This is a genomic window from Janthinobacterium kumbetense, from assembly GCF_023703445.1.
Taxonomy (GTDB): domain Bacteria; phylum Pseudomonadota; class Gammaproteobacteria; order Burkholderiales; family Burkholderiaceae_D; genus Janthinobacterium; species Janthinobacterium kumbetense.
This window is the reverse complement of record NZ_JAMQGR010000002.1, coordinates 364,874-383,426: the sequence shown is the minus strand read 5'-3', so window position 1 is coordinate 383,426 and position 18,553 is coordinate 364,874. Positions and strand designations below refer to the sequence as shown.

Here is an 18,553-nt window from a genome sequence, read left to right as displayed (position 1 = left end):
AGTCTACGACAAACAAGTCATTTTTCCGCACCGGCATTGTCCACAAGGCACAGCCGGTACGTGTGAGTTCAACCGACTTTGCACGCGTAGCACAGAGAATAATGGAGACAAGTAATGAATGCACCAATCAAGGGCTCGAGTCTTGAGCCGGGCGCGCACGCGTCCGAAATTTCCCTGAACGACAAATACACGCTGGAGCGCGGTCGCGCCTTCATGACGGGCACGCAAGCGTTGATCCGCCTGCCCATGCTGCAGCGCGAGCGCGATTTGAAGGCTGGCCTGAATACGGCCGGCTACATCACCGGTTACCGCGGTTCGCCTGTGACGTCCGTCGACATGACGGCGATCAAGGCCAAGAAATACCTCGATGAACACCACGTCAAATTCCACCCGGGCCTGAATGAAGACCTGGCCGCCACGGCCGTCTGGGGCACGCAGCAAACGAATCTGTTCGAAGACGCCAAATACGACGGCGTGTTCGGCATGTGGTACGGCAAGGGCCCTGGCGTCGACCGCTGCGGCGACGTGTTCAAGCACGCGAATAACGCCGGCTCCGCCAAGCATGGCGGCGTGCTGGTGCTGGCCGGCGACGACCATGCGGCGAAATCCTCGTCCACGGCGCACCAGTCCGACCATATCCTGAACGCTTGCGGCATCCCCGTGCTGTACCCGTCGTCGGTGCAGGAATACATCGACTATGGCTTGCACGCCTGGGCCATGAGCCGCTACACGGGCCTGTGGGTGTCGATGAAATGCGTGACCGACATCATCGAGTCGGGCGCCGCCGTCGATTTCGACCCGGACCGCGTGCAGATCACCCTGCCGACCGACTTCGAAATGCCTGCCGGCGGTTTGAACATCCGCTGGCCCGACACGGTGCTGGAACAAGAAGTACGCATGAACAGCTACAAATGGTATGCGGCGCTGGCGTATGCGCGTGCCAACAAGCTCAATAAGATCATCTGGGACAGCCCGAAGGCGCGCATCGGCATCATCACGGCCGGCAAATCCTACCTGGACACGCGCCAGGCGCTGGCCGACCTCGGCATCGACGAGCAGACGGCGTCCGACATCGGCATCCGCCTGTACAAGATCGGCATGACCTGGCCGCTGGAAGCGGACGGCGTGCATGAATTTGCCAAGGGCCTCGATGAAATCCTCGTGGTGGAAGAAAAGCGCCAGATTCTCGAATACGCGCTGAAGGAAGAACTGTACAACCTCAAGGACGGCGAGCGTCCGCGCGTGGTCGGCAAGTTCGACGACACGGGCGAATGGAGCAACCAGAAGGGCACGGGGCACGGCGACTGGCTGCTGCCGGCCACGTATGAGCTGAATCCGGCCATGATCGCCCGCGCGATTGCCAGCCGCATCTCGCGCTACTACGCCGGTCATCCGGTGGAGCAGCGCGTGAAGGAGCGCATCGCCTACCTGGAAGCGAAGGAAAACGTCCTCAAGGCCATCAGCGTGAAACCGGATCCGCAAAAGGACCGCACGCCGTTCTTCTGCTCCGGCTGCCCGCACAACAGTTCGACCAAGGTGCCGGAAGGCTCGCGCGCGCTGGCCGGCATCGGCTGCCACTACATGGTGCTGTGGATGGACCGCGAAACGTCGACATTCACCCACATGGGCGCCGAAGGCGTCACGTGGGTGGGGCAGGCGCCGTTCACGAATGAAAAGCACGTATTTACCAACCTTGGCGACGGCACGTATTTCCACTCGGGCATCCTGGCCATCCGCGCGGCCGTCTCGGCCAAGGTGAACATCACTTATAAAATCCTGTTCAACGATGCGGTGGCCATGACGGGCGGCCAGGAATTCGACGGCCCCCTGTCGCCGGCCATCATTTCGCGCCAGATCGCCGCCGAAGGCGTCGGTCCCATCATCGTCGTCACGGATGAACCGGAAAAGTACCCGGACGATTACGCCTGGGCGGAAGGCGTCACCGTGCGCCACCGTTCGGAACTGATGGACGTGCAGCGCGAACTGCGCGACATGCCCGGCGTATCGGCCATGATCTACGACCAGACCTGTGCCTCGGAAAAACGCCGCCGCCGGAAACGCAATGAATACCCGGATCCGGCCAAGCGCGCCGTCATCAACGAAGCCGTCTGCGAAGGCTGCGGCGACTGTTCCGTGCAATCGAACTGTCTGTCGGTGGAACCGCTGGAAACGGAACTGGGGCGCAAGCGCCAGATCAACCAGTCGTCCTGCAACAAGGATTTCTCGTGCACGACGGGTTTCTGCCCCAGTTTCGTGACGGTGGAAGGCGGCGGCTTGAAAAAGCCGAAGAAGGCGGCTGCCGCCGACAAGGACGCGCCAGCGGCGCCAGCCTTGCCGACGCCAAGCATTCCCTCGACGGCCGAGCCGTTCGGCATCCTGGTCACCGGCATCGGCGGCACGGGCGTCGTCACCGTCGGCCAGATCCTGGCCATGGCGGCCCACGTGGAAGGCAAGGGCTGTTCCGTGCTGGACATGAGCGGCCTGGCGCAAAAAGGCGGCCCCGTGATGTCGCACGTGCGCCTGGCGGACCGCCAGGAAGATATCCACTCGACGCGCGTGGGTACCGGTGCGGCTGACCTGGTCATCGGCTGCGACTTGATCGTCACGGCCAGCCGCGACGCCCTGTCGCGCATGGGAGAGGGCCGCAGCTGGGCCATGATCAACTCGACCAGCTCGTCGACGGCCGCGTTCGTGAAAAACCCGGACTGGCAATTCCCCGGCGCCTCGGCGCGCATGGAAATCGAAAAGGCGTGCGGCAGCGACCACGTGGACTTCATCGACGCGGGCCAGATCGCCACGGCGCTGATGGGCGACTCCATCGCGACGAACATGTTCATGCTCGGCTACGCCTGGCAAAAGGGCAAGGTGCCGCTGTCGGAAGCTGCCATCATGAAGGCCATCGACTTGAACAACGTCTCGGTGGCGTTCAACAAGGCCGCCTTCAACTGGGGCCGCGCGGGCGCCCACGATGCGGCCAGCCTGGTGCGCATGACGACGCCAGCCAAGGTGGTGGAATTCAAGCGCATCGAAACGCTCGACGACCTGATCGAAAAACGCGTGGCTTTGCTGACGGCTTACCAGGACCGCGCGTATGCGCAGCAGTACCTGGACTTCGTCGGCCAGGTGCGCGCCGCCGAAAGCGCCCTGAATGGCCCGCACCTGCGCCTGACGGAAGCCGTGGCCCGCTACTTCTACAAGCTGATGGCCTACAAGGACGAGTACGAAGTGGCGCGCCTGTACACGGACGGCGCCTTCCAGGCGAAGATCGCCGCCATGTTCGAAGGCGACATCAAGCTCAAGTTCCACCTGGCGCCGCCGATCATGGCGAAAACGGATGCCCATGGCCATTTGATCAAGAAGGAATATGGCCCATGGATGCTGAAGGCCTTCGGCGTGCTGGCCAAGTTCAAGGGCTTGCGCGGCACGGCTTTCGACGTGTTCGGCCATACAGCCGAGCGCAAGATGGAGCGCGCGCTGATACTCGAGTACCGCACGACGGTGGGCGGCTTGCTGCCGAAACTGACGATGGCCAAGCTGGCGCAAGCCGTGGCGATTGCCAGCATCCCGGAAGACATCCGCGGCTATGGCCACGTGAAGGAGCGTCATTTGAAGGCGGCGAAAGAGAAGGAAGCCAGTTTGCTGATCGCCTTCAACGCACCGACGCCGTTGCCGCCCGTCATGGCGGCACCTGTGGCGGCCACCGTGGCGTGATGGGGTGAACTTCACGCTGTAGCAATGGCGCCTGCGGGCGCCATTTTTTTTGTATCAAAGAAAACAACGCCTGTTTGTAAAACGTCTTATAATTTTTCGATAATTTCTTTTCGGAAAGTTCGTCATGTCTTCCCTGCGCTTTTCCGCCCTGGCGGTTCCTCTCGTATTGTTGTTGAGTGCCTGCGGCGGAGGTGGCGGCGGCAGCGACAGCGCGCCCGTCGTGCCGCCCGTGACGCCGGCGGGTCCGGCGGCGCTGGTCGCTTCGTCCACGGTCGAGAACCGCTGCGCGGCGCCGCGCGGCAGCAGCATCGACAAGCCGGGCACCTTGCTCGATGAACTGACGTGGGTGCGCAGCTGGATCGATGAAACGTATCTGTGGTACCGCGAAGTGCCGGCCACCTACCAGGCGCAAAGCTTCGCCACGCCCGTCGCGTACTTCGATGTGCTGAAAACGACGGCCACGACGGCATCCGGCAAGCCGAAGGACCAGTTTCATTTCACCTTGCCGACGACAGAATGGGAAGTTTCGCTCAACGGCGTGGAACTGGGCTACGGCATGCTGCTGGCGCTGACGCGTAGCACGCCGCCGCGCAAGGCGGTGATCTCGATCGTCGAGCCGGGCTCGCCGGCGGCACTGGCGGGCTTGCGGCGCGGTGACGTGCTGCAAACCGTCGATGGCGTCGATTTCGTCAATGCCCCCGACGCGGCCAGCGTGGCTATCCTCAACGCCGGCCTGTTCCCCAAGGCGCAAGGCGCGCACACGCTGGGATTGAGCCGTAACGGCGCGCCCCTGTCGGTGAGCCTGACGGCGGTGGACGTGAGCACCAGCGCCGTGCAGAACGAGCGCATCATCGACACGCCCACGGGCAAGGTGGGCTACCTGACCTTCAACACGCACAACAACGTGGCCGAACGCCAGCTGGTCGAGACCATGGTCCGCTTCCAGGCGGCCGGCATCAGCGACCTGGTGCTTGACGTGCGCTACAACGGCGGCGGTTACCTCGATGTCGCCAGCGAACTCGCCTACATGATCGCCGGTCCGCAAGTCACCACCGGCAAGACCTTCGAGCAGGTGCTCTTCAATGACAAGACGCGGCCGGAAGCGCCCGTGCCATTCCATGCGCAAAGCCAGGGCTTTCCCGCGCAGAATCCCTTGCCCAAGGGTACGCCGCTGCCCTCGCTGGGGCTCAAGCGGGTGACCTTATTGACAACGGGCAATACCTGCTCGGCCAGCGAAGCGATCATCAACGGCTTGCGCGGCGTGGACGTGCAAGTCAACCTGATCGGCGGCACGACGTGTGGCAAGCCCTACGGTTTCTATCCCGCGCCGAATTGCGGCACCACATATTTCGCCGTGCAATTCCAGGGCGTCAACGCCAAGGGTTTTGGCGACTTTGCCGATGGCATGGCACCGACCTGCGACGTGGCGGACGATTACCAGCATGCGCTGGGCGACGCGGCGGAAGGCATGCTGGCGGCGGCGTTGCGCTACCGCAGCAGCGGTAGCTGCACGCCGGCCATGGGGGCCACCAGGCTGTTGAGTTCGATGGAGAGTCCGGCCGACACGGCCGCGCGCCTGTTGCGGCCGTCCTACAAGGAAATTGCCATCAGGCGCCGTTAACGCGCATGTTCCTGTCATGAGCTAGCGAGGATGCCTGGCGTTTTCCTGCTCATGAATCTTTCTATATAACAATTTTGATATATAGAAAGATGAATCCATTCGTTCTGGAATGACTGACATTTTGCTATCTTGCCGCTTTTCTCCCACCTTGAGAAGCGCAACGATGTCGAAACAGTTCAAGTTAACACCGCTCAGCCTTGGCGTACTGGCCATCCTGGGCGGCACCGCATGGCAGGCGCACGCGCAAACGCAAGCGCCCGCAGCGGATCAGCAGGCTGCGGCCACCCCGCCAGCCGTCGTGGTCACCGGTTCGCGCATTCCCCGCGCCAGCCTGGAAGGCCCGTCTTCCGTCACCATCCTGACCGGCGACGAAATCACCAAGCAGGGCTACAAGAACGTCTTCGACGCGCTGACCAGCCAGGTGCAGAACAGCGGCTTTACGCAGGGCGAGGATTACGGCAATACCTTCACGCCGTCGGCCAATACCATCAGCCTGCGCGGCCTGGGCCCGAACCATACCTTGATCCTGCTGAACGGCCGCCGCCTGGCCGACTTCCCCATCGCCTATGACGGCGCCGTCAACTTCACCAACCTGGCGAACATCCCGTCGAGCATTGTCGACCGCATCGAAATCCTCAACGGCGGCGCCTCGGCCATCTATGGCTCGGACGCGATCGCCGGCGTGGTCAACGTGATCCTGAAAAAACAGACGGACGGTTTCGATATCAACGTCAAGCTGGGCGGCACCTCGCGCGGCGGCGCCGGCAACCAGCGCGTGCAGCTGACGGGCGGCGGCAATTTCGACAAGCTGCATACCCTGTTCAGCGTGGAACTGAGCCAGCGCGACCCGCTGTGGAGCATGGACCGCGACTTCATGACCAGCCGCTCCGGCGTGCCGACGACGATCGCCGCGCGCCGTACCCTGGTGAAAGGCAAGGCCGGCAACTATGTCGACCTGGGCGACACCTGCGGTCAGTTCGGCGACATGTTCGGCGGCAGCGTCAGCAAGTATACGGCGGCAAACGGCAGCTATTGCGCCAGCCCGAAAGCCCGCCCGACCTTCTGGACCACGCAGACGAAGAACCAGAGCCAGAACGTGTTCGGCAGCGCCAATTACGAGCTCGATGCTGACACCACCCTGTTTGCCGATGTCCTGATCGGCAAGAACAAGACCGTCAACAATACGCGCGGCCCGTCGTGGACCTCGGTTTCGCTGAACGGCAATTCCTTTCTGAACCAGAACAGCGGCGCCTACGAAGAGTGGACGCGCTTTATCTCGCCCGAGGAAATCGGCGGCGTGCAGCGCTACAACCGCAGCTGGGACGACTTGGCCACGGCCATCTCGCTGGGCGCCAAGGGTCGCATTCCGGGCAGCGCCTGGCAATATGAGGCGAACTACAACGCCTCGGTCTACACGAGCGAAGCCCACCGGCCGCAATTGCGCTCGAACATCGACAGCTTCTTCCTGGGACCGAAGCTGGGCACGGACGCGAATGGCGTGGCCATCTACGCCCCCGATCCCGCGCGCCTGTCGCAGCGCCTGACGCCGGCCGAATTCGACAGCATCAGCGGCTACAGCACCAGCCATGACAAGGCCTGGACGAATACCCTGAGCCTGGCCACGAATGGCGACCTGTTCCAGCTGCCTGCCGGTACGGTGAAAATCGCCACGATTGCCGAAGCAAGCAAGCAGGGCTTCAGCAACGAACCGGACGCGCGCATCGACCAGGGCTATTTCAATGTCGCCACCGGTTCGGGCGTCACGGCCGGCACCCGTTCGCGCTATGCGCTGGGTGCGGAGTTGAATGTGCCGCTGCATGAAAAGCTGACCGCTACCGTCGCCGGCCGCTATGACCGCTACAGCTTTGCCGGCCGCAAGGAAGGCAAGTTCACCTACAACGGCGGGCTGGAATTGCGCCCGGCGCCGGAGCTGCTGTTCCGCGCCAACTATGCCACCAGCTTCCGCGCGCCGGACATGAATTACATCTACCAGGCACGCGGCAAAGGCTATTATGCGAGCACCACCGACTATTACCGTTGCGATGCTGCGGGCAAGGCCATCGACGGCTGCGAGTATGCCAATAAATCGCCGGGTGCCGATTACGTGCAGAACGGCAGCCGCGACCTGCAGTCGGAAAAGGGCAAGTCCTTCGGCGTGGGCGCCGTCTGGTCGCCGAGTTCCAATTTCGACGTTTCGGTCGATTACTGGAACATCAAGATCGACGACTTGGTGACGAATCTGGACGCCGACAAGCTGCTGCGCGACGAATCCGATTGCCGCCTCGGCAAGGCCGATATCGGCTCGCCGACCTGTATCGATACCCTGGGCCGTATCGAGCGTTACGCGGCCAATGCCTTGAACAAGGCGGGCGAGATCAAGACCATCACCGTCAACCCGATCAACGCGGCCAAGAAAAGCAGCAGCGGCATCGACGTCAGCCTGAAGTATTTGCTGCGCACGACGGACTATGGCCGCTTCGCCTTCAAGGCCAACTACGCCCGGGTACTGAGCAAGAAATCGCAGCAATTCGCCGGCGATGCAGAGACCGATGAAACCAAATCGATGACCAACATGGATTGGCCCGACAAGCTGAACCTGAGCGTCAACTGGGCTGCGGGCGACTGGTCGAATACCTTGCTGGTCAGCCGCTACGGCAAGGTGCCGAATGCCGCCGGCAAGGCTTACCTGACGCCGACGGCGCTGGCCAACATCAGCACCGTCTACCGCATCAACGACCGCGCCACCGTTTCGCTGATCGTCAACAACGTGTTCGACAAGATCAAGCGCGATAGCAGCAACGGCTGGCCGTACTACCTGATCGGCAACTACAGCCCGCAAGGCCGCCAGGGGTGGGTCGAGTTCAACTACCATTTTGGCTCGTAATTCACGCTTGCCGAAGCAAGGCCGGAGCAGCTGACGCTGTTCCGGCTTTTTTATTTTCCGGCGCGTTTTTATCCGACCGCCACTCTATAATTGCTCGCTTGTCCTCTCTCGATGGAGTTTGACCCATGCTACGCCACGCCCTGCTGTCCACCGCCCTGTTGACCGTGTTTGCCGCCAGCGCACACGCCGCTCCCGTCCTGACGACGGTGGCCGAGCGCTCGGGCTTTTTGAATACGGGCCGCTACGCGGAAGTGGAAACCCTGTGCCGCCAGTTCCAGGCGCGCTATCCGAAGCAGGTGCGCTGCGTGGAGTTCGGCCGCACGCCGGAAAACCGCCCCATGCTGGCGCTGGCCGTGACGAATACGGGCGCGCTGACGCCGGCCGAAGCGGCGCGCCGCAAGCTGCCCGTGCTGCTGGTGCAGGGCGGCATCCATGCGGGCGAAATCGATGGCAAGGATGCGGGCTTCCTGGCCTTGCGCGAAGTCCTGGAGGGCAAGGCGGCGCCCGGCGCGCTGGACAAGCAGGTGCTGCTGTTCGTCCCCGTCTTCAATGTCGATGGCCATGAGCGCTTCGGCCAGTGGAACCGTCCGAACCAGCGCGGTCCCGTGGAAATGGGCTGGCGCAGCACGGCGCAAAACTACAATCTGAACCGCGAATACATGAAGGCCGATACGCCCGAGATGCAGCACATGCTGGCGCTGGTCAATGCCTGGGATCCGCTGGCGTATGTCGACCTGCACGTGACGGACGGCGCCCAGTTCGAACCCGATATCTCGATCCAGGTCGAACCCGTGCATGCGGGCGATGCGGCCCTGCGCGTGGCGGGAACGGCGCTGCGCGACGGCGTGCTGGCCGACCTGGCAAAGCAGGGCTCGGACCCGAAACCGTTCTATATTTCGTTTGCCGAGAACGACAATCCGCAATCGGGTTTTGTCGATTCGGCGCCGAATCCCCGCTTCTCGCATGGCTATTTCCAGCTGCGCAACCGCTTCGGCATGCTGGTGGAAACCCATTCGTGGAAGGATTATCCGACCCGCGTGCGCATCACCCGCAACACCATCGTTTCGCTGCTGTCGCAAGTGGCGCAGCATGGCGTGCAGTGGCGGCAAACGGCGCTCGAGGCGGACGCGCGCGCCGCGCAGCTGGCCGGCACCACCCTGCCGCTCACGTATAAAACCACGGAGAAGAGCCGCCTGATCGCGTTTCGCGGCTACGCCTACACGCGTACGCCGTCCGAAGTGTCGGGCGCGCTGATGACGCGCTACGATGAAACCACGCCGCAGATCTGGAACGTACCGCTGCGCGACGAGATCGTGCCCGACCTGCAGCAGGCCGCGCCGCAGGCCGGCTATCTGGTGCCCGCTGCGCAGGCGCAGATGGTGGCGGCCAAGCTGCGCCAGCATGGCGTGTCGTACCAGGTGCTGGCTGGCGCGCCGGGCAAGCTGCCGGTCGAAACATTCCGCGCCACGCAGGTGAAATTCGGCGCGCAGTCGTTCGAGGGACGCCAGACGGCGGTCGTGCAGGGCGAGTGGCAGAAAGAGGCGCGCGTGGTCGGTGCGGGCGCGCTGTACGTGCCCGTCAACCAGGCCAAGGCGCGCCTGGTCGTGGCCCTGCTCGAACCGCGCGCGCCCGATTCCCTGCTGGCCTGGGGCAGTTTCAATACGGCCTTCGAGCGCAAGGAGTACATGGAAGAATACGTGGCCGAAGACGTGGCGCGCGCGCAGCTGGCGGCCGACCCGGCGCTGGCAGCGCAGTTCCAGCAGAAGCTGGCCAGCGATCCCGCATTTGCCAAGAGCCCGGCCGCGCGCCTGGAATTCTTCGCCCGCCGCCACGCGTCCTGGGATGAGCGCCTGAACCTGTATCCGGTGCTGCGCACGGATGTGGCGCCGGCCGGCCTGGCATTGCCGCCGACGCGCACACCGAAGTTGTCAAATCGCACAGATTAATCGGAAGAAAATGCTATTCTCCGCTCGATGATGGCGCCGCCACCACGAGCAGAGACCATGAATGGGCAACAAGACACTGTATAACCAGCACCGCGAGACGTTTTTTCGCCTCTGCGACGCCGTCGGCGAAAATCAGGTGGAACAGGTGCGCAGCCTGCTCGAGGCCACGCCGCGGCTGTTGACCTTGCGCCGCTACAACATGGATGACGGCGAATCGCTGCTGCACCTGGCCGCGGCCGGCGGCAGCCGCGACGTCTGCGTCCTGCTCGTGTCGCTGGGCCTGGACATCGACCTGCCCTTGCCCGGCTACCGCAACCATACGCCGCTGGACGCGGCGGCAAGCCATGGCCATTTGGATACCTGCCGCTGGCTGCTCGAGCAGGGTGCTGCCGTCGACGGCTTGCCGGACAATATACTGTCGCCGCTGGACAGCGCCTGCGTGGGCGGCCACCAGGACGTGGTGGCATTGCTGCTGCAGTCGGGCGCCAATCCGAACCGCCTGCATACGCGCTGGAACCAGGCGCCGGTCGATATCGCCAGCGGCTGGGGTTTTCCCGCGATCGCCCAATTGCTCGCTGCCGCCGGCGGCGTCAGCATACTCGACGTGCCGCAGCAAGCGGCCGCCTCGCCGCAGGAATCGATCCGCACCTTCATGCACAACAGCGCCGGCTGGGTATTGCCGGCCGTGTTCAGCCCGGACAGCGGCGACGCGCGCTTTTCGCTGGGGATCAGCTGCATCGGCGGCAAGAGCGATTTCAAGCTGTTGTTTACGGCCGGCCTGTTCCAGCAATCCCCGATGACCGAACTGGCCATCTGCCTGCCTGGCCGCTGGCCGCTGACCGTGCACGGCTTTGCGGAGCACAGTCCCTGGCGCTTTCCTGTCGAACTGCTGGCACGCCTGGGACGGCGCACGCTCGACCAGGCCAGCCTGGCGGCGGGCGAGCTGCTGCGGCACGACGATCCGCACCTGGCGGACCTGGCCTGGCCGGACGGCGTCGACGCGCTGCTGGCCATCGACAAGCGCTGGAATCCGGAGCCGGAGGAGGACATTGCCGACGATGACAAGGTCACCATCCATCTGCTGGTGCCGGTGAAGTTCACGAAAAAAGGCGCGCCCGACGCCAGCGCCTTGCCGGCCTTGATAGAACGCAAGCTCAAAGGCAGCTGGAAAGTGTCGGCCTTGCCCGTCCCCGTCATTGGCTAGCGTGCGTGGCCAGATCAAGGCGGCCAGCTTGCAGTGATGTTATCCTGATAATGCATCTTCCGCGTCCGCGCGCAACCTGTTCACGCATCGGTTTTTCATGACACAAAAAATTCTTCTCCTGAGCGTCTCGGCCGGCGCCGGCCACATGCGCGCGGCGCAAGCCATCGAGGCGTATGCGGCGCGCGATGGCGGCGGCCCAGCAGCGCTGGCCCTGCATCTCGACGTGATGGATTTCGTCACGCCCGCCTTCCGCAAGCTGTACACGGATTTGTATATCAAGCTGGTCAACAAGGCGCCCGCGCTGTGGGGCTATCTGTATCACGCCACCCACGATGCGCCGCGCGACGGCTCGATGCAGCGCCTGCGCCGCGCCGTCGAGCGCCTCAACACGCGCGCGCTGATGGCGCGGATCGCCGCTTTCCAGCCCGACGCCATCATCTGCACGCATTTCCTGCCGGCCGAATTGCTGTCGCGCGCATTGCGCCAGCAGCAGCTGGCTTGCCCCGTGTGGGTGCAGGTCACGGATTTCGACTTGCACCGCATGTGGGTGCACGAGCAGATGCAGGGCTATTTCGCCGCCACCGACGAAGTGGCGTTCCGCATGCGCCACGAAGGCATTCCCGCCGGGCGCATCCACGTGACGGGCATTCCCATCATGCCCGCGTTCGCGCAGGCGCCCGACCGCGTGTCGTGCGCGCAGGTGTTTGGCCTCGACCCGCGGCGCACGACGATCCTGCTGATGGGCGGCGGGGCGGGACTGGGCAGCCTTGAAACGGTCGCCGCGCACCTGCTGGCGCTGCCGGGCGACTTCCAGCTGATCGCGCTGGCGGGGAAAAACGCCGCCGCGCTGGCAGCGCTGCAGGCATTGGCCGGCCAGTATCCGGGCCGCCTGCTGGCGCAAGGTTTTACCAGCGAAGTCGAGCGCCTGATGGCGTGCGCCGACCTGGTGATCACCAAGCCGGGCGGGCTGACCACCTCGGAATGCCTGGCGCTGGGCTTGCCAATGATCGTCAACTCGCCGATTCCCGGCCAGGAAGAGCGCAATGCCGACTATCTGCTGGAGCAGGGCGTGGCCCTGAAGGCATTCGATGCCGTCACCCTGGAATACCGGGTGCGCCTGTTGCTCGAGCATCCCGAGCAGTTGCAATCGATGCGCGCAAAGGCGCTGGCCCTGGGCCGCCCGCGCGCCGCCCTGGACGTGCTGGCGCAGGTGCTGCGCGCCGGCGCCGTTCTTCAATAACCAGGAAACCATGATGCTGCATGTCGTACTGTTGACCCTCGCCCTGGGGCTGGCCGCCGCGCCGGCCGGGGCGCAACCATCGCCGCCACGCCATCCGGACTGGGCCACGCCGCTGCCGCAGGTGTCGAACCTGCACCAGGTCACGCCCGTCCTGTACCGCAGCGCCAGGCTGGATAGCGCCGACGTGGCCCAGCTGCAGGCGCTGGGCGTGAAGACGGTGATCAGCCTGCGCTCCTTCCACTCCGATACGCAGGTGCTGGAAGGCAGCGGCATCCGCGCCGTCCGCATCCCCATCAATACCTGGGCTATCCGCGACCGCCATGTGATCGACACCATGCGTGCCATCCGCGCCGCCGGACAGCAGGGTCCCGTGCTGCTGCATTGCCTGCACGGCGCCGACCGCACGGGCATGATGGCCGCCATGTACCGCATGCTGTACCAGGGCTGGCCGCGCGAAAAGGCGATCGACGAGCTGAAAAACGGCGGCTATGGCTACCACGCCGTGTGGAAGAATATCGAAAGCTACCTCCAGCGCGTGAATGTCGACGAACTACGCGCACGTATCGATGCGCCGCAACCCTGATACCCCGCTGGCGCGCCACTTCAGGCATGATTGCGATTCCAGTCACGTTTTTCCGGAATCCGCATGGAACACCACAGCTTTCTCATCAACATACTGTTTTACCTGGTCGCCGCCATCATCATGGTGCCGCTGGCCAAGCGCCTGGGCATGGGCGCCGTGCTGGGTTACCTGGTAGCCGGCGTCGTCATCGGACCCTGGGGCCTGGGCCTGATCAAGAATGTCGAGGTGATCCTCAGCTTTTCCGAATTCGGCGTGGTGCTGCTGCTGTTTTTGATCGGCCTGGAGCTGGAGCCGAAGCGCTTGTGGCTGCTGCGCCGTCCCATCTTTGGCTGGGGCGGGGCGCAGGTGGGCGTCGTCAGCGCGGGCTTGTGCGCCGTGGCCATGGCCTTTGGCGTGGACTGGCGCACGGCGCTGGTCGGCGCGCTGGGGCTGTCGCTGTCGTCGACGGCCATCGTGCTGGCCACCCTGGGCGAACGCAAGCTGATGAGCACGCCGGCCGGTTCCGCCGGCTTTTCCATTTTGCTGTTCCAGGATATCGCCGCCATTCCCATGATCGCTCTGGTGCCGCTGTTGGGTGGGCTGGTCACGCATAGTGGCGAACCGGGCTGGCTGCGCGTGGCCAAGCTGGCCGCCGTGCTGGCGGCCTTGGTGATCGGCGGTCGCTTCCTGGTGAATCCCATCCTGCGCTTCATCGCCAGGACGGACTTGCGCGAAATCTTCACGGCCTTTGCCCTGCTGTTGGTGATCGCCATCTGCGTGCTGATGGAATCGGTGGGCCTGTCGATGGCGCTGGGCACCTTCATGGCGGGCGTGCTGCTGGCCGATTCCGAATACCGCCATGAACTCATTTCCGACCTGGAACCGTTCAAGGGACTGCTGCTGGGCCTGTTTTTCATCGCTGTGGGCATGTCCGTCGATTTCGGCGTGCTGCGCACCCAGCCCTTGCTGATCCTTGCCCTGGTGGCGGGCCTGCTGGCGGTGAAGATCGCCTTGCTGTACCTGCTGTCGAAGTTTGTCGACATTCCCCGCGGCCAGCAGCTGTTCTTTGCGCTGCTGCTGTCGCAAGGCGGCGAATTTGCCTTCGTCGTGTTTGCCGCCGCCGAGGCCGCGCACGTGTTTGCGCCGGAGACGGCCGCGCTGCTGGTCGTGGTGGTGACCCTGTCGATGGTGGCCACGCCCTTGCTGCTGCTGTTGCACGACAAATTCGTCGCGCCGCGCCTGCAAGGCGAAAAGAAGCGCCGCCCCGACGACCATATCGAGGCGCAGGACAATCCCATCGTCATCGCCGGTTTCGGCCGCTTCGGCCAGATCATCGGCCGCCTGCTGGCAGCCAATAAGATCGGCGTGACGGTGCTCGATCACGACCCGGACCAGATCGACCTGCTGCGCAAGTTCGGCTTCAAGGTGTTTTATGGCGACGCCACGCGCGTGGACCTGCTGGTGGCGGCCGGCATCGAGAAGGCCAGGGCGCTGGTGATCGCCATCGACAATGTGGACGACAGCCTGGCCCTGGTCGACGCCGTGCGCCTGCGCCTGCCGGAACTGACGATTCTGGCGCGCGCGCGCAACGTCACGCATTACTATGAATTGATGAAGCGGGGCGTGACCCTGATCGAGCGCGAAACGTTCGCCGCGGCGCTGCTGCTGGGCGAGCAGACCTTGCAGCAGGTGGGCTTCAGCCCGGAGCGGGCGCAGCGCGCGGCCGGCATCTTTGGCCGGCATAACCTGAAAACCCTGCTGGAAGTGGCGCCGCACTTCCAGGACCAGCAAAAAGTCATGTCCCTCACGCGCCAGGCGCGCGAGGAACTGGAAGACATGTTCGAGAGCGATGCGGCGGCGTTTGCCTCGGAGCAAGCGGGAGAACCGGGGTCAGACCCTCAACACCGTTAACGCGAAGGCTTGTGCTAACAATCGAGGGGGTCTGACCCCAGCATTATTTCCCCCGCTTCGCTTCAATCGCCTCGATCTGGTCCATGATGCCGTTCATGCGCGCCGCCAGCGCCTGGTACGGTTTCGGCGAGGCCAGGTCGACGCCGGCCGCCTTCACCAGCTCATACGGATACGCGGAACCGCCGGAGCTGAGCATCTTCAGGTAGGCGGCCAGCGCGCCCGGCTCCTTGTCGAGGATGCGCTGCGCGAAATCCTGCGCCGCGGCGATCGAGGTGGCGTACTGGAACACATAGAAGCCGTGATAAAAATGCGGCACGTAGGCCCATTCCAGCGCGTAGGCGGGATCGATGGTCATTACGCCTTGCGCCTCGCCATGGTAGCGCTTGAGGATGCCGGCATAGATGGCCGTGATCTCTTCGCCCGTCAGCGACTCTCCTTTATCCACCTTGCCGTGGATGGCCGCTTCGAATTCGGCGAACATGGCCTGGCGGAAGTAGGTGCCGCGCAGGTTTTCCAGCGCCGCGCCCAGGTACAGCAGGCGCTCGTCGTCATCCTTGGCCTGCTTCAGGCGCGCGTCGAGCAGCAGCGCCTCGTTCGTCGTCGAGGCGATTTCCGCGACAAAGATGCTGTACGGCGCATAGACCGATGGCTGTGCCTTGTTGGCCAGCACCGAGTGCATGGCGTGGCCCCATTCGTGCGTCAGGGTGCTGACGGCTTCGTAATTGTCCGTGTAGTTGAGCAGCACGAACGGGTGCACGTCGTACGCGTCGCCATTCATGTAGGCGCCCGCTACCTTGCGCGGGCGCGGGTACACGTCCATCCAGCGCGCGTCCACGGCGGCGGTGAGGGCCTTGACGTAGTCGGGGCCCAGCGGCGCGACGGAATCGAGCATCATCTGCTTGCCCTCGGCCAGCGGGAAGCTGCGGTCGCTTTTCAGCAGCGGCGCATAGATGTCGTAATACGCGAGGTCCTTGACGCCCAGCATGCGCGCGCGCAGCTTGAAGTAGCGGTGCAAGGTGGGCAGATTGGCGTTGGTCTGCGCGATCAGGGTCTGGTAGACGGCCGGCGGCAGATGGTCGGCGTCGAGCGCCGCGCTTTGCGAATCGGCATAGCGGCGCACTTTCGCATACGCGGCGTCCGTCTTCAGCTGGCCGTACAGGGTTTCGCCGAACGTGCGTTCATATTCCTTCCACTTGCCGAAGAAGGCGTCGAACACCAGCTTGCGGTCGGCGCGCTGGTCGTCACCGCGGTATTTCGTGTACGCCGCCTGGTCGAGACGTATTTCCTTGCCGTCCGACAGTTTCACGGTCGGCCACGGGATTTCCGCATTGGCCAGGGTGCGGTAGACGCTGGCGGCCGAGCTTGTTGCGAGGCCGAACTGCGCCACCAGTTGTTCGCCAGCCGCGTCGAGCGTGTGCGGCGCGCTGCGCAGCATGTTGCTCAATTGAAAACGGTATAGTTGCAAACCCTTGTCTTTCGCCAGCATGGCATCGATGCGCTTGCCGCCCAGGGCGAGGATTTCCGGCTGCAGGAAGGTCGTCGCCTGGGAGAAGTCGTTGCCCAGCAGGGCGGCGCGCTGGTTCAGCTGGTTGCCCTTGCTGTCGCCCGTATCCTGGTCGTAATACTGCGCCGCGTAGGTGGTGAGCGTGTTGACGCGCTTGCGCGCCTCGGCGTACAGGTCCAGGCAGCTTTTCAGGCGGACCGGCGACGCTTTCAACTGCCCCTTGCAGGCGCCCAGTTGCTGCAGTTGGGCCGACAGCTTTTTCGCGTCGGCGTCGAAGGCGGCGTCGTCTTGATACAGCGCCGTCAGGTCCCAGCGGTCGGCCTGGCGGTCGGTGGGCGCAGCGGCAGGCGCGGCGAAGGCAGAGGAGAGGCCGAGAGCGAGCAGGGAGAACAGCAGGGGGCGCTTGAGCGCGGATGGCGTCATGGTTCATTCCAGTGAGGTTGTCGGAAGAATGCGTGCTGACCGCCGTGCAGGGATGCGCGCGTGACGCACCGCGTACCGGCAGAGCTGACTACGGTACCTCAAATGGACGCGGGGGGAAAGAGGCGGAGGGAAGATACCGCGCGCCACCTGGACGGTGGCGGCGGAACAACAGGAGGTTTTTACAGCGGTTGCAGCGCGATGGTGCCGAACGTGGTCGGCGTCGAGCATGGCTCTTCATCGAAGGCGATGTCGCCCATGGGGTTGGCCACGCCGTCCGCCTTCAAATCCTTGAAGCCGAACAGTTTCGGGTCCATCAGGTGGGACGGCGCCACGTTCGACAGGGCCGAGAAGATGCTTTCCACGCGGCCGGGGAATTTCTTGTCCCATTCGCGCATCAAGCCCTTGATCTGCTTGCGCTGCAGGTTTTCCTGCGAACCGCACAGGTCGCATGGAATGATGGGGAAGCCCTTGACTTCCGCATAGCGCTGCGTGTCTTCTTCCTTCACGTAAGCCATCGGGCGGATGACGATGTGCTTGCCGTCGTCCGACTGCAGCTTGGCCGGCATGCCTTTCAGTTTGCCGCCGAAGAACATATTCAGGAAGAATGTTTCCAAAATATCATCGCGGTGGTGACCCAGGGCGATCTTGTTGGCGCCCAGCTCGTCGGCCACGCGGTACAGGATGCCGCGGCGCAGGCGCGAGCACAGCGAGCAGGTCGTCTTGCCTTCCGGAATCAGGCGCTTGACGATGCTGTAGGTATCCTGGTTTTCGATGTGGAAGGCGACGCCCAGTTCCGTCAGGTAGGCGGGCAGGATTTCCGGCGGGAAGTTCGGCTGCTTCTGGTCCAGGTTGACGGCGACGATATCGAAGTGAATCGGCGCGCGTTCGCGCAAGGTCATCAAGATGTCCAGCAGCGCATAGCTATCCTTGCCGCCGGACAGGCAGACCATCACCTTGTCGCCGTCTTCGATCATGTTGAAGTCGCCGATGGCTTGTCCCACCAGGCGGCACAAGCGCTTGTGCAGCTTGTTGTTTTCCAGGGCAATCTTTTCCGCCTTCTTGCGCGCCAGTTTCTGCGCTTCCACATTGGCCGGCACTTCCACGGCGGCCGTCATCGTTTCCAGTACGGCGGTGTCATTCATGTTGTTCATGCTTCATCCTTGATCTTGAATACTTCCACGCCCACGCCTTCGCAGTCGGGATACACATCCGGTTTCATGCTCGATACGCGCGCGGCGCGCACGCGCGGGTGGGCCAGCATGGCGGCCAGCACGTCGTCGACCAGGCTTTCCTGCAGCTGCACGTGGCCTTGCGCCATGCGTTTGGCGATGGTTTCGCGCATGAAGTCGTAGTCGACCACTTCTTCCAGCTGGTCATCCTTCGGCGTCGACAGGGCCAGGGGAATGTACAGGTCGACGTTGATGAGGACACGCTGCTCGCCCTTTTTCTCGAAGTCGTAGACGCCGATGTTGATGAGGACTTCGTAATTGCGCAGGAACAGGCGGCGGCAATCGGCCAGGCGAGGGTGGGACAGGGCGGACGACATA

11 protein-coding genes are annotated in these 18,553 nt (G+C 63.7%); 8 read left to right on the top strand and 3 right to left on the bottom strand.

The window, feature by feature from the left end; translation table 11 throughout:
• Positions 1-114 precede the first annotated feature (114 nt).
• From NCG91_RS09080 to kefC, 8 genes are all read left to right on the top strand, one after another.
• Entirely contained in the window at positions 115-3,711 is a 3,597-nt protein-coding gene (locus tag NCG91_RS09080) for an indolepyruvate ferredoxin oxidoreductase family protein (protein WP_251349436.1), read from the top strand.
• A gap of 124 nt (positions 3,712-3,835) precedes the next feature.
• On the top strand, positions 3,836-5,332 hold the full coding sequence (locus tag NCG91_RS09075; protein WP_251349435.1) for a S41 family peptidase: 1,497 nt from the start codon (positions 3,836-3,838) through the stop codon (positions 5,330-5,332).
• Positions 5,333-5,495: 163 nt separating this feature from the next.
• Entirely contained in the window at positions 5,496-8,216 is a 2,721-nt protein-coding gene (locus NCG91_RS09070; RefSeq protein WP_251349434.1) for a TonB-dependent receptor plug domain-containing protein, read from the top strand.
• Positions 8,217-8,341: 125 nt separating this feature from the next.
• The gene (locus tag NCG91_RS09065; RefSeq protein WP_251349433.1) at positions 8,342-10,162 is read left to right on the top strand and encodes a M14 family metallopeptidase; all 1,821 of its coding nucleotides are present in this window, start codon (positions 8,342-8,344) and stop codon (positions 10,160-10,162) included.
• Positions 10,163-10,223: 61 nt separating this feature from the next.
• The gene (locus NCG91_RS09060) at positions 10,224-11,366 is read left to right on the top strand and encodes an ankyrin repeat domain-containing protein (RefSeq protein WP_251349432.1); all 1,143 of its coding nucleotides are present in this window, start codon (positions 10,224-10,226) and stop codon (positions 11,364-11,366) included.
• A 97-nt stretch (positions 11,367-11,463) separates the two neighbouring features.
• Positions 11,464-12,606: an MGDG synthase family glycosyltransferase gene (locus NCG91_RS09055; protein ID WP_251349431.1), complete on the top strand. Its 1,143-nt coding sequence runs from the start codon at positions 11,464-11,466 to the stop codon at positions 12,604-12,606.
• Positions 12,607-12,619: 13 nt separating this feature from the next.
• Complete coding sequence (locus NCG91_RS09050) at positions 12,620-13,189, top strand: dual specificity protein phosphatase family protein (protein WP_251349430.1); 570 nt, start codon at positions 12,620-12,622, stop codon at positions 13,187-13,189.
• A gap of 63 nt (positions 13,190-13,252) precedes the next feature.
• A complete protein-coding gene (gene kefC, locus NCG91_RS09045) occupies positions 13,253-15,079 on the top strand; it encodes a glutathione-regulated potassium-efflux system protein KefC (RefSeq protein WP_251349429.1) in 1,827 nt (608 codons plus the stop codon).
• Positions 15,080-15,122: 43 nt separating this feature from the next.
• Here the strand turns inward: kefC and pepF are convergent, their stop codons facing one another.
• The 3 genes from pepF to NCG91_RS09030 form a co-directional block, all read right to left on the bottom strand.
• The gene (gene pepF, locus NCG91_RS09040) at positions 15,123-17,006 is read right to left on the bottom strand and encodes an oligoendopeptidase F (protein WP_251349428.1); all 1,884 of its coding nucleotides are present in this window, start codon (positions 17,004-17,006) and stop codon (positions 15,123-15,125) included.
• Positions 17,007-17,185: 179 nt separating this feature from the next.
• Entirely contained in the window at positions 17,186-18,121 is a 936-nt protein-coding gene (ttcA, locus tag NCG91_RS09035) for a tRNA 2-thiocytidine(32) synthetase TtcA (protein WP_251349712.1), read from the bottom strand.
• Positions 18,122-18,153: 32 nt separating this feature from the next.
• On the bottom strand, positions 18,154-18,552 hold the full coding sequence (locus tag NCG91_RS09030; RefSeq protein WP_046682033.1) for a dihydroneopterin aldolase: 399 nt from the start codon (positions 18,550-18,552) through the stop codon (positions 18,154-18,156).
• Position 18,553: the final 1 nt, after the last annotated feature.

Excerpts from the sequence above, each read along its gene's own strand:
- NCG91_RS09075 (WP_251349435.1), top strand. The coding sequence starts at position 3,836 with ATGTCTTCCCTGCGCTTTTCCGCCCTGGCGGTTCCTCTCGTATTGTTG.
- NCG91_RS09050 (WP_251349430.1), top strand. The coding sequence starts at position 12,620 with ATGCTGCATGTCGTACTGTTGACCCTCGCCCTGGGGCTGGCCGCCGCG.
- pepF (WP_251349428.1), bottom strand. The coding sequence starts at position 17,006 with ATGACGCCATCCGCGCTCAAGCGCCCCCTGCTGTTCTCCCTGCTCGCT.
- NCG91_RS09060 (WP_251349432.1), top strand. The coding sequence starts at position 10,224 with ATGGGCAACAAGACACTGTATAACCAGCACCGCGAGACGTTTTTTCGC.
- NCG91_RS09055 (WP_251349431.1), top strand. The coding sequence starts at position 11,464 with ATGACACAAAAAATTCTTCTCCTGAGCGTCTCGGCCGGCGCCGGCCAC.
- NCG91_RS09080 (WP_251349436.1), top strand. The coding sequence starts at position 115 with ATGAATGCACCAATCAAGGGCTCGAGTCTTGAGCCGGGCGCGCACGCG.
- NCG91_RS09070 (WP_251349434.1), top strand. The coding sequence starts at position 5,496 with ATGTCGAAACAGTTCAAGTTAACACCGCTCAGCCTTGGCGTACTGGCC.
- NCG91_RS09065 (WP_251349433.1), top strand. The coding sequence starts at position 8,342 with ATGCTACGCCACGCCCTGCTGTCCACCGCCCTGTTGACCGTGTTTGCC.
- kefC (WP_251349429.1), top strand. The coding sequence starts at position 13,253 with ATGGAACACCACAGCTTTCTCATCAACATACTGTTTTACCTGGTCGCC.
- NCG91_RS09030 (WP_046682033.1), bottom strand. The coding sequence starts at position 18,552 with ATGTCGTCCGCCCTGTCCCACCCTCGCCTGGCCGATTGCCGCCGCCTG.
- ttcA (WP_251349712.1), bottom strand. The coding sequence starts at position 18,121 with ATGACGGCCGCCGTGGAAGTGCCGGCCAATGTGGAAGCGCAGAAACTG.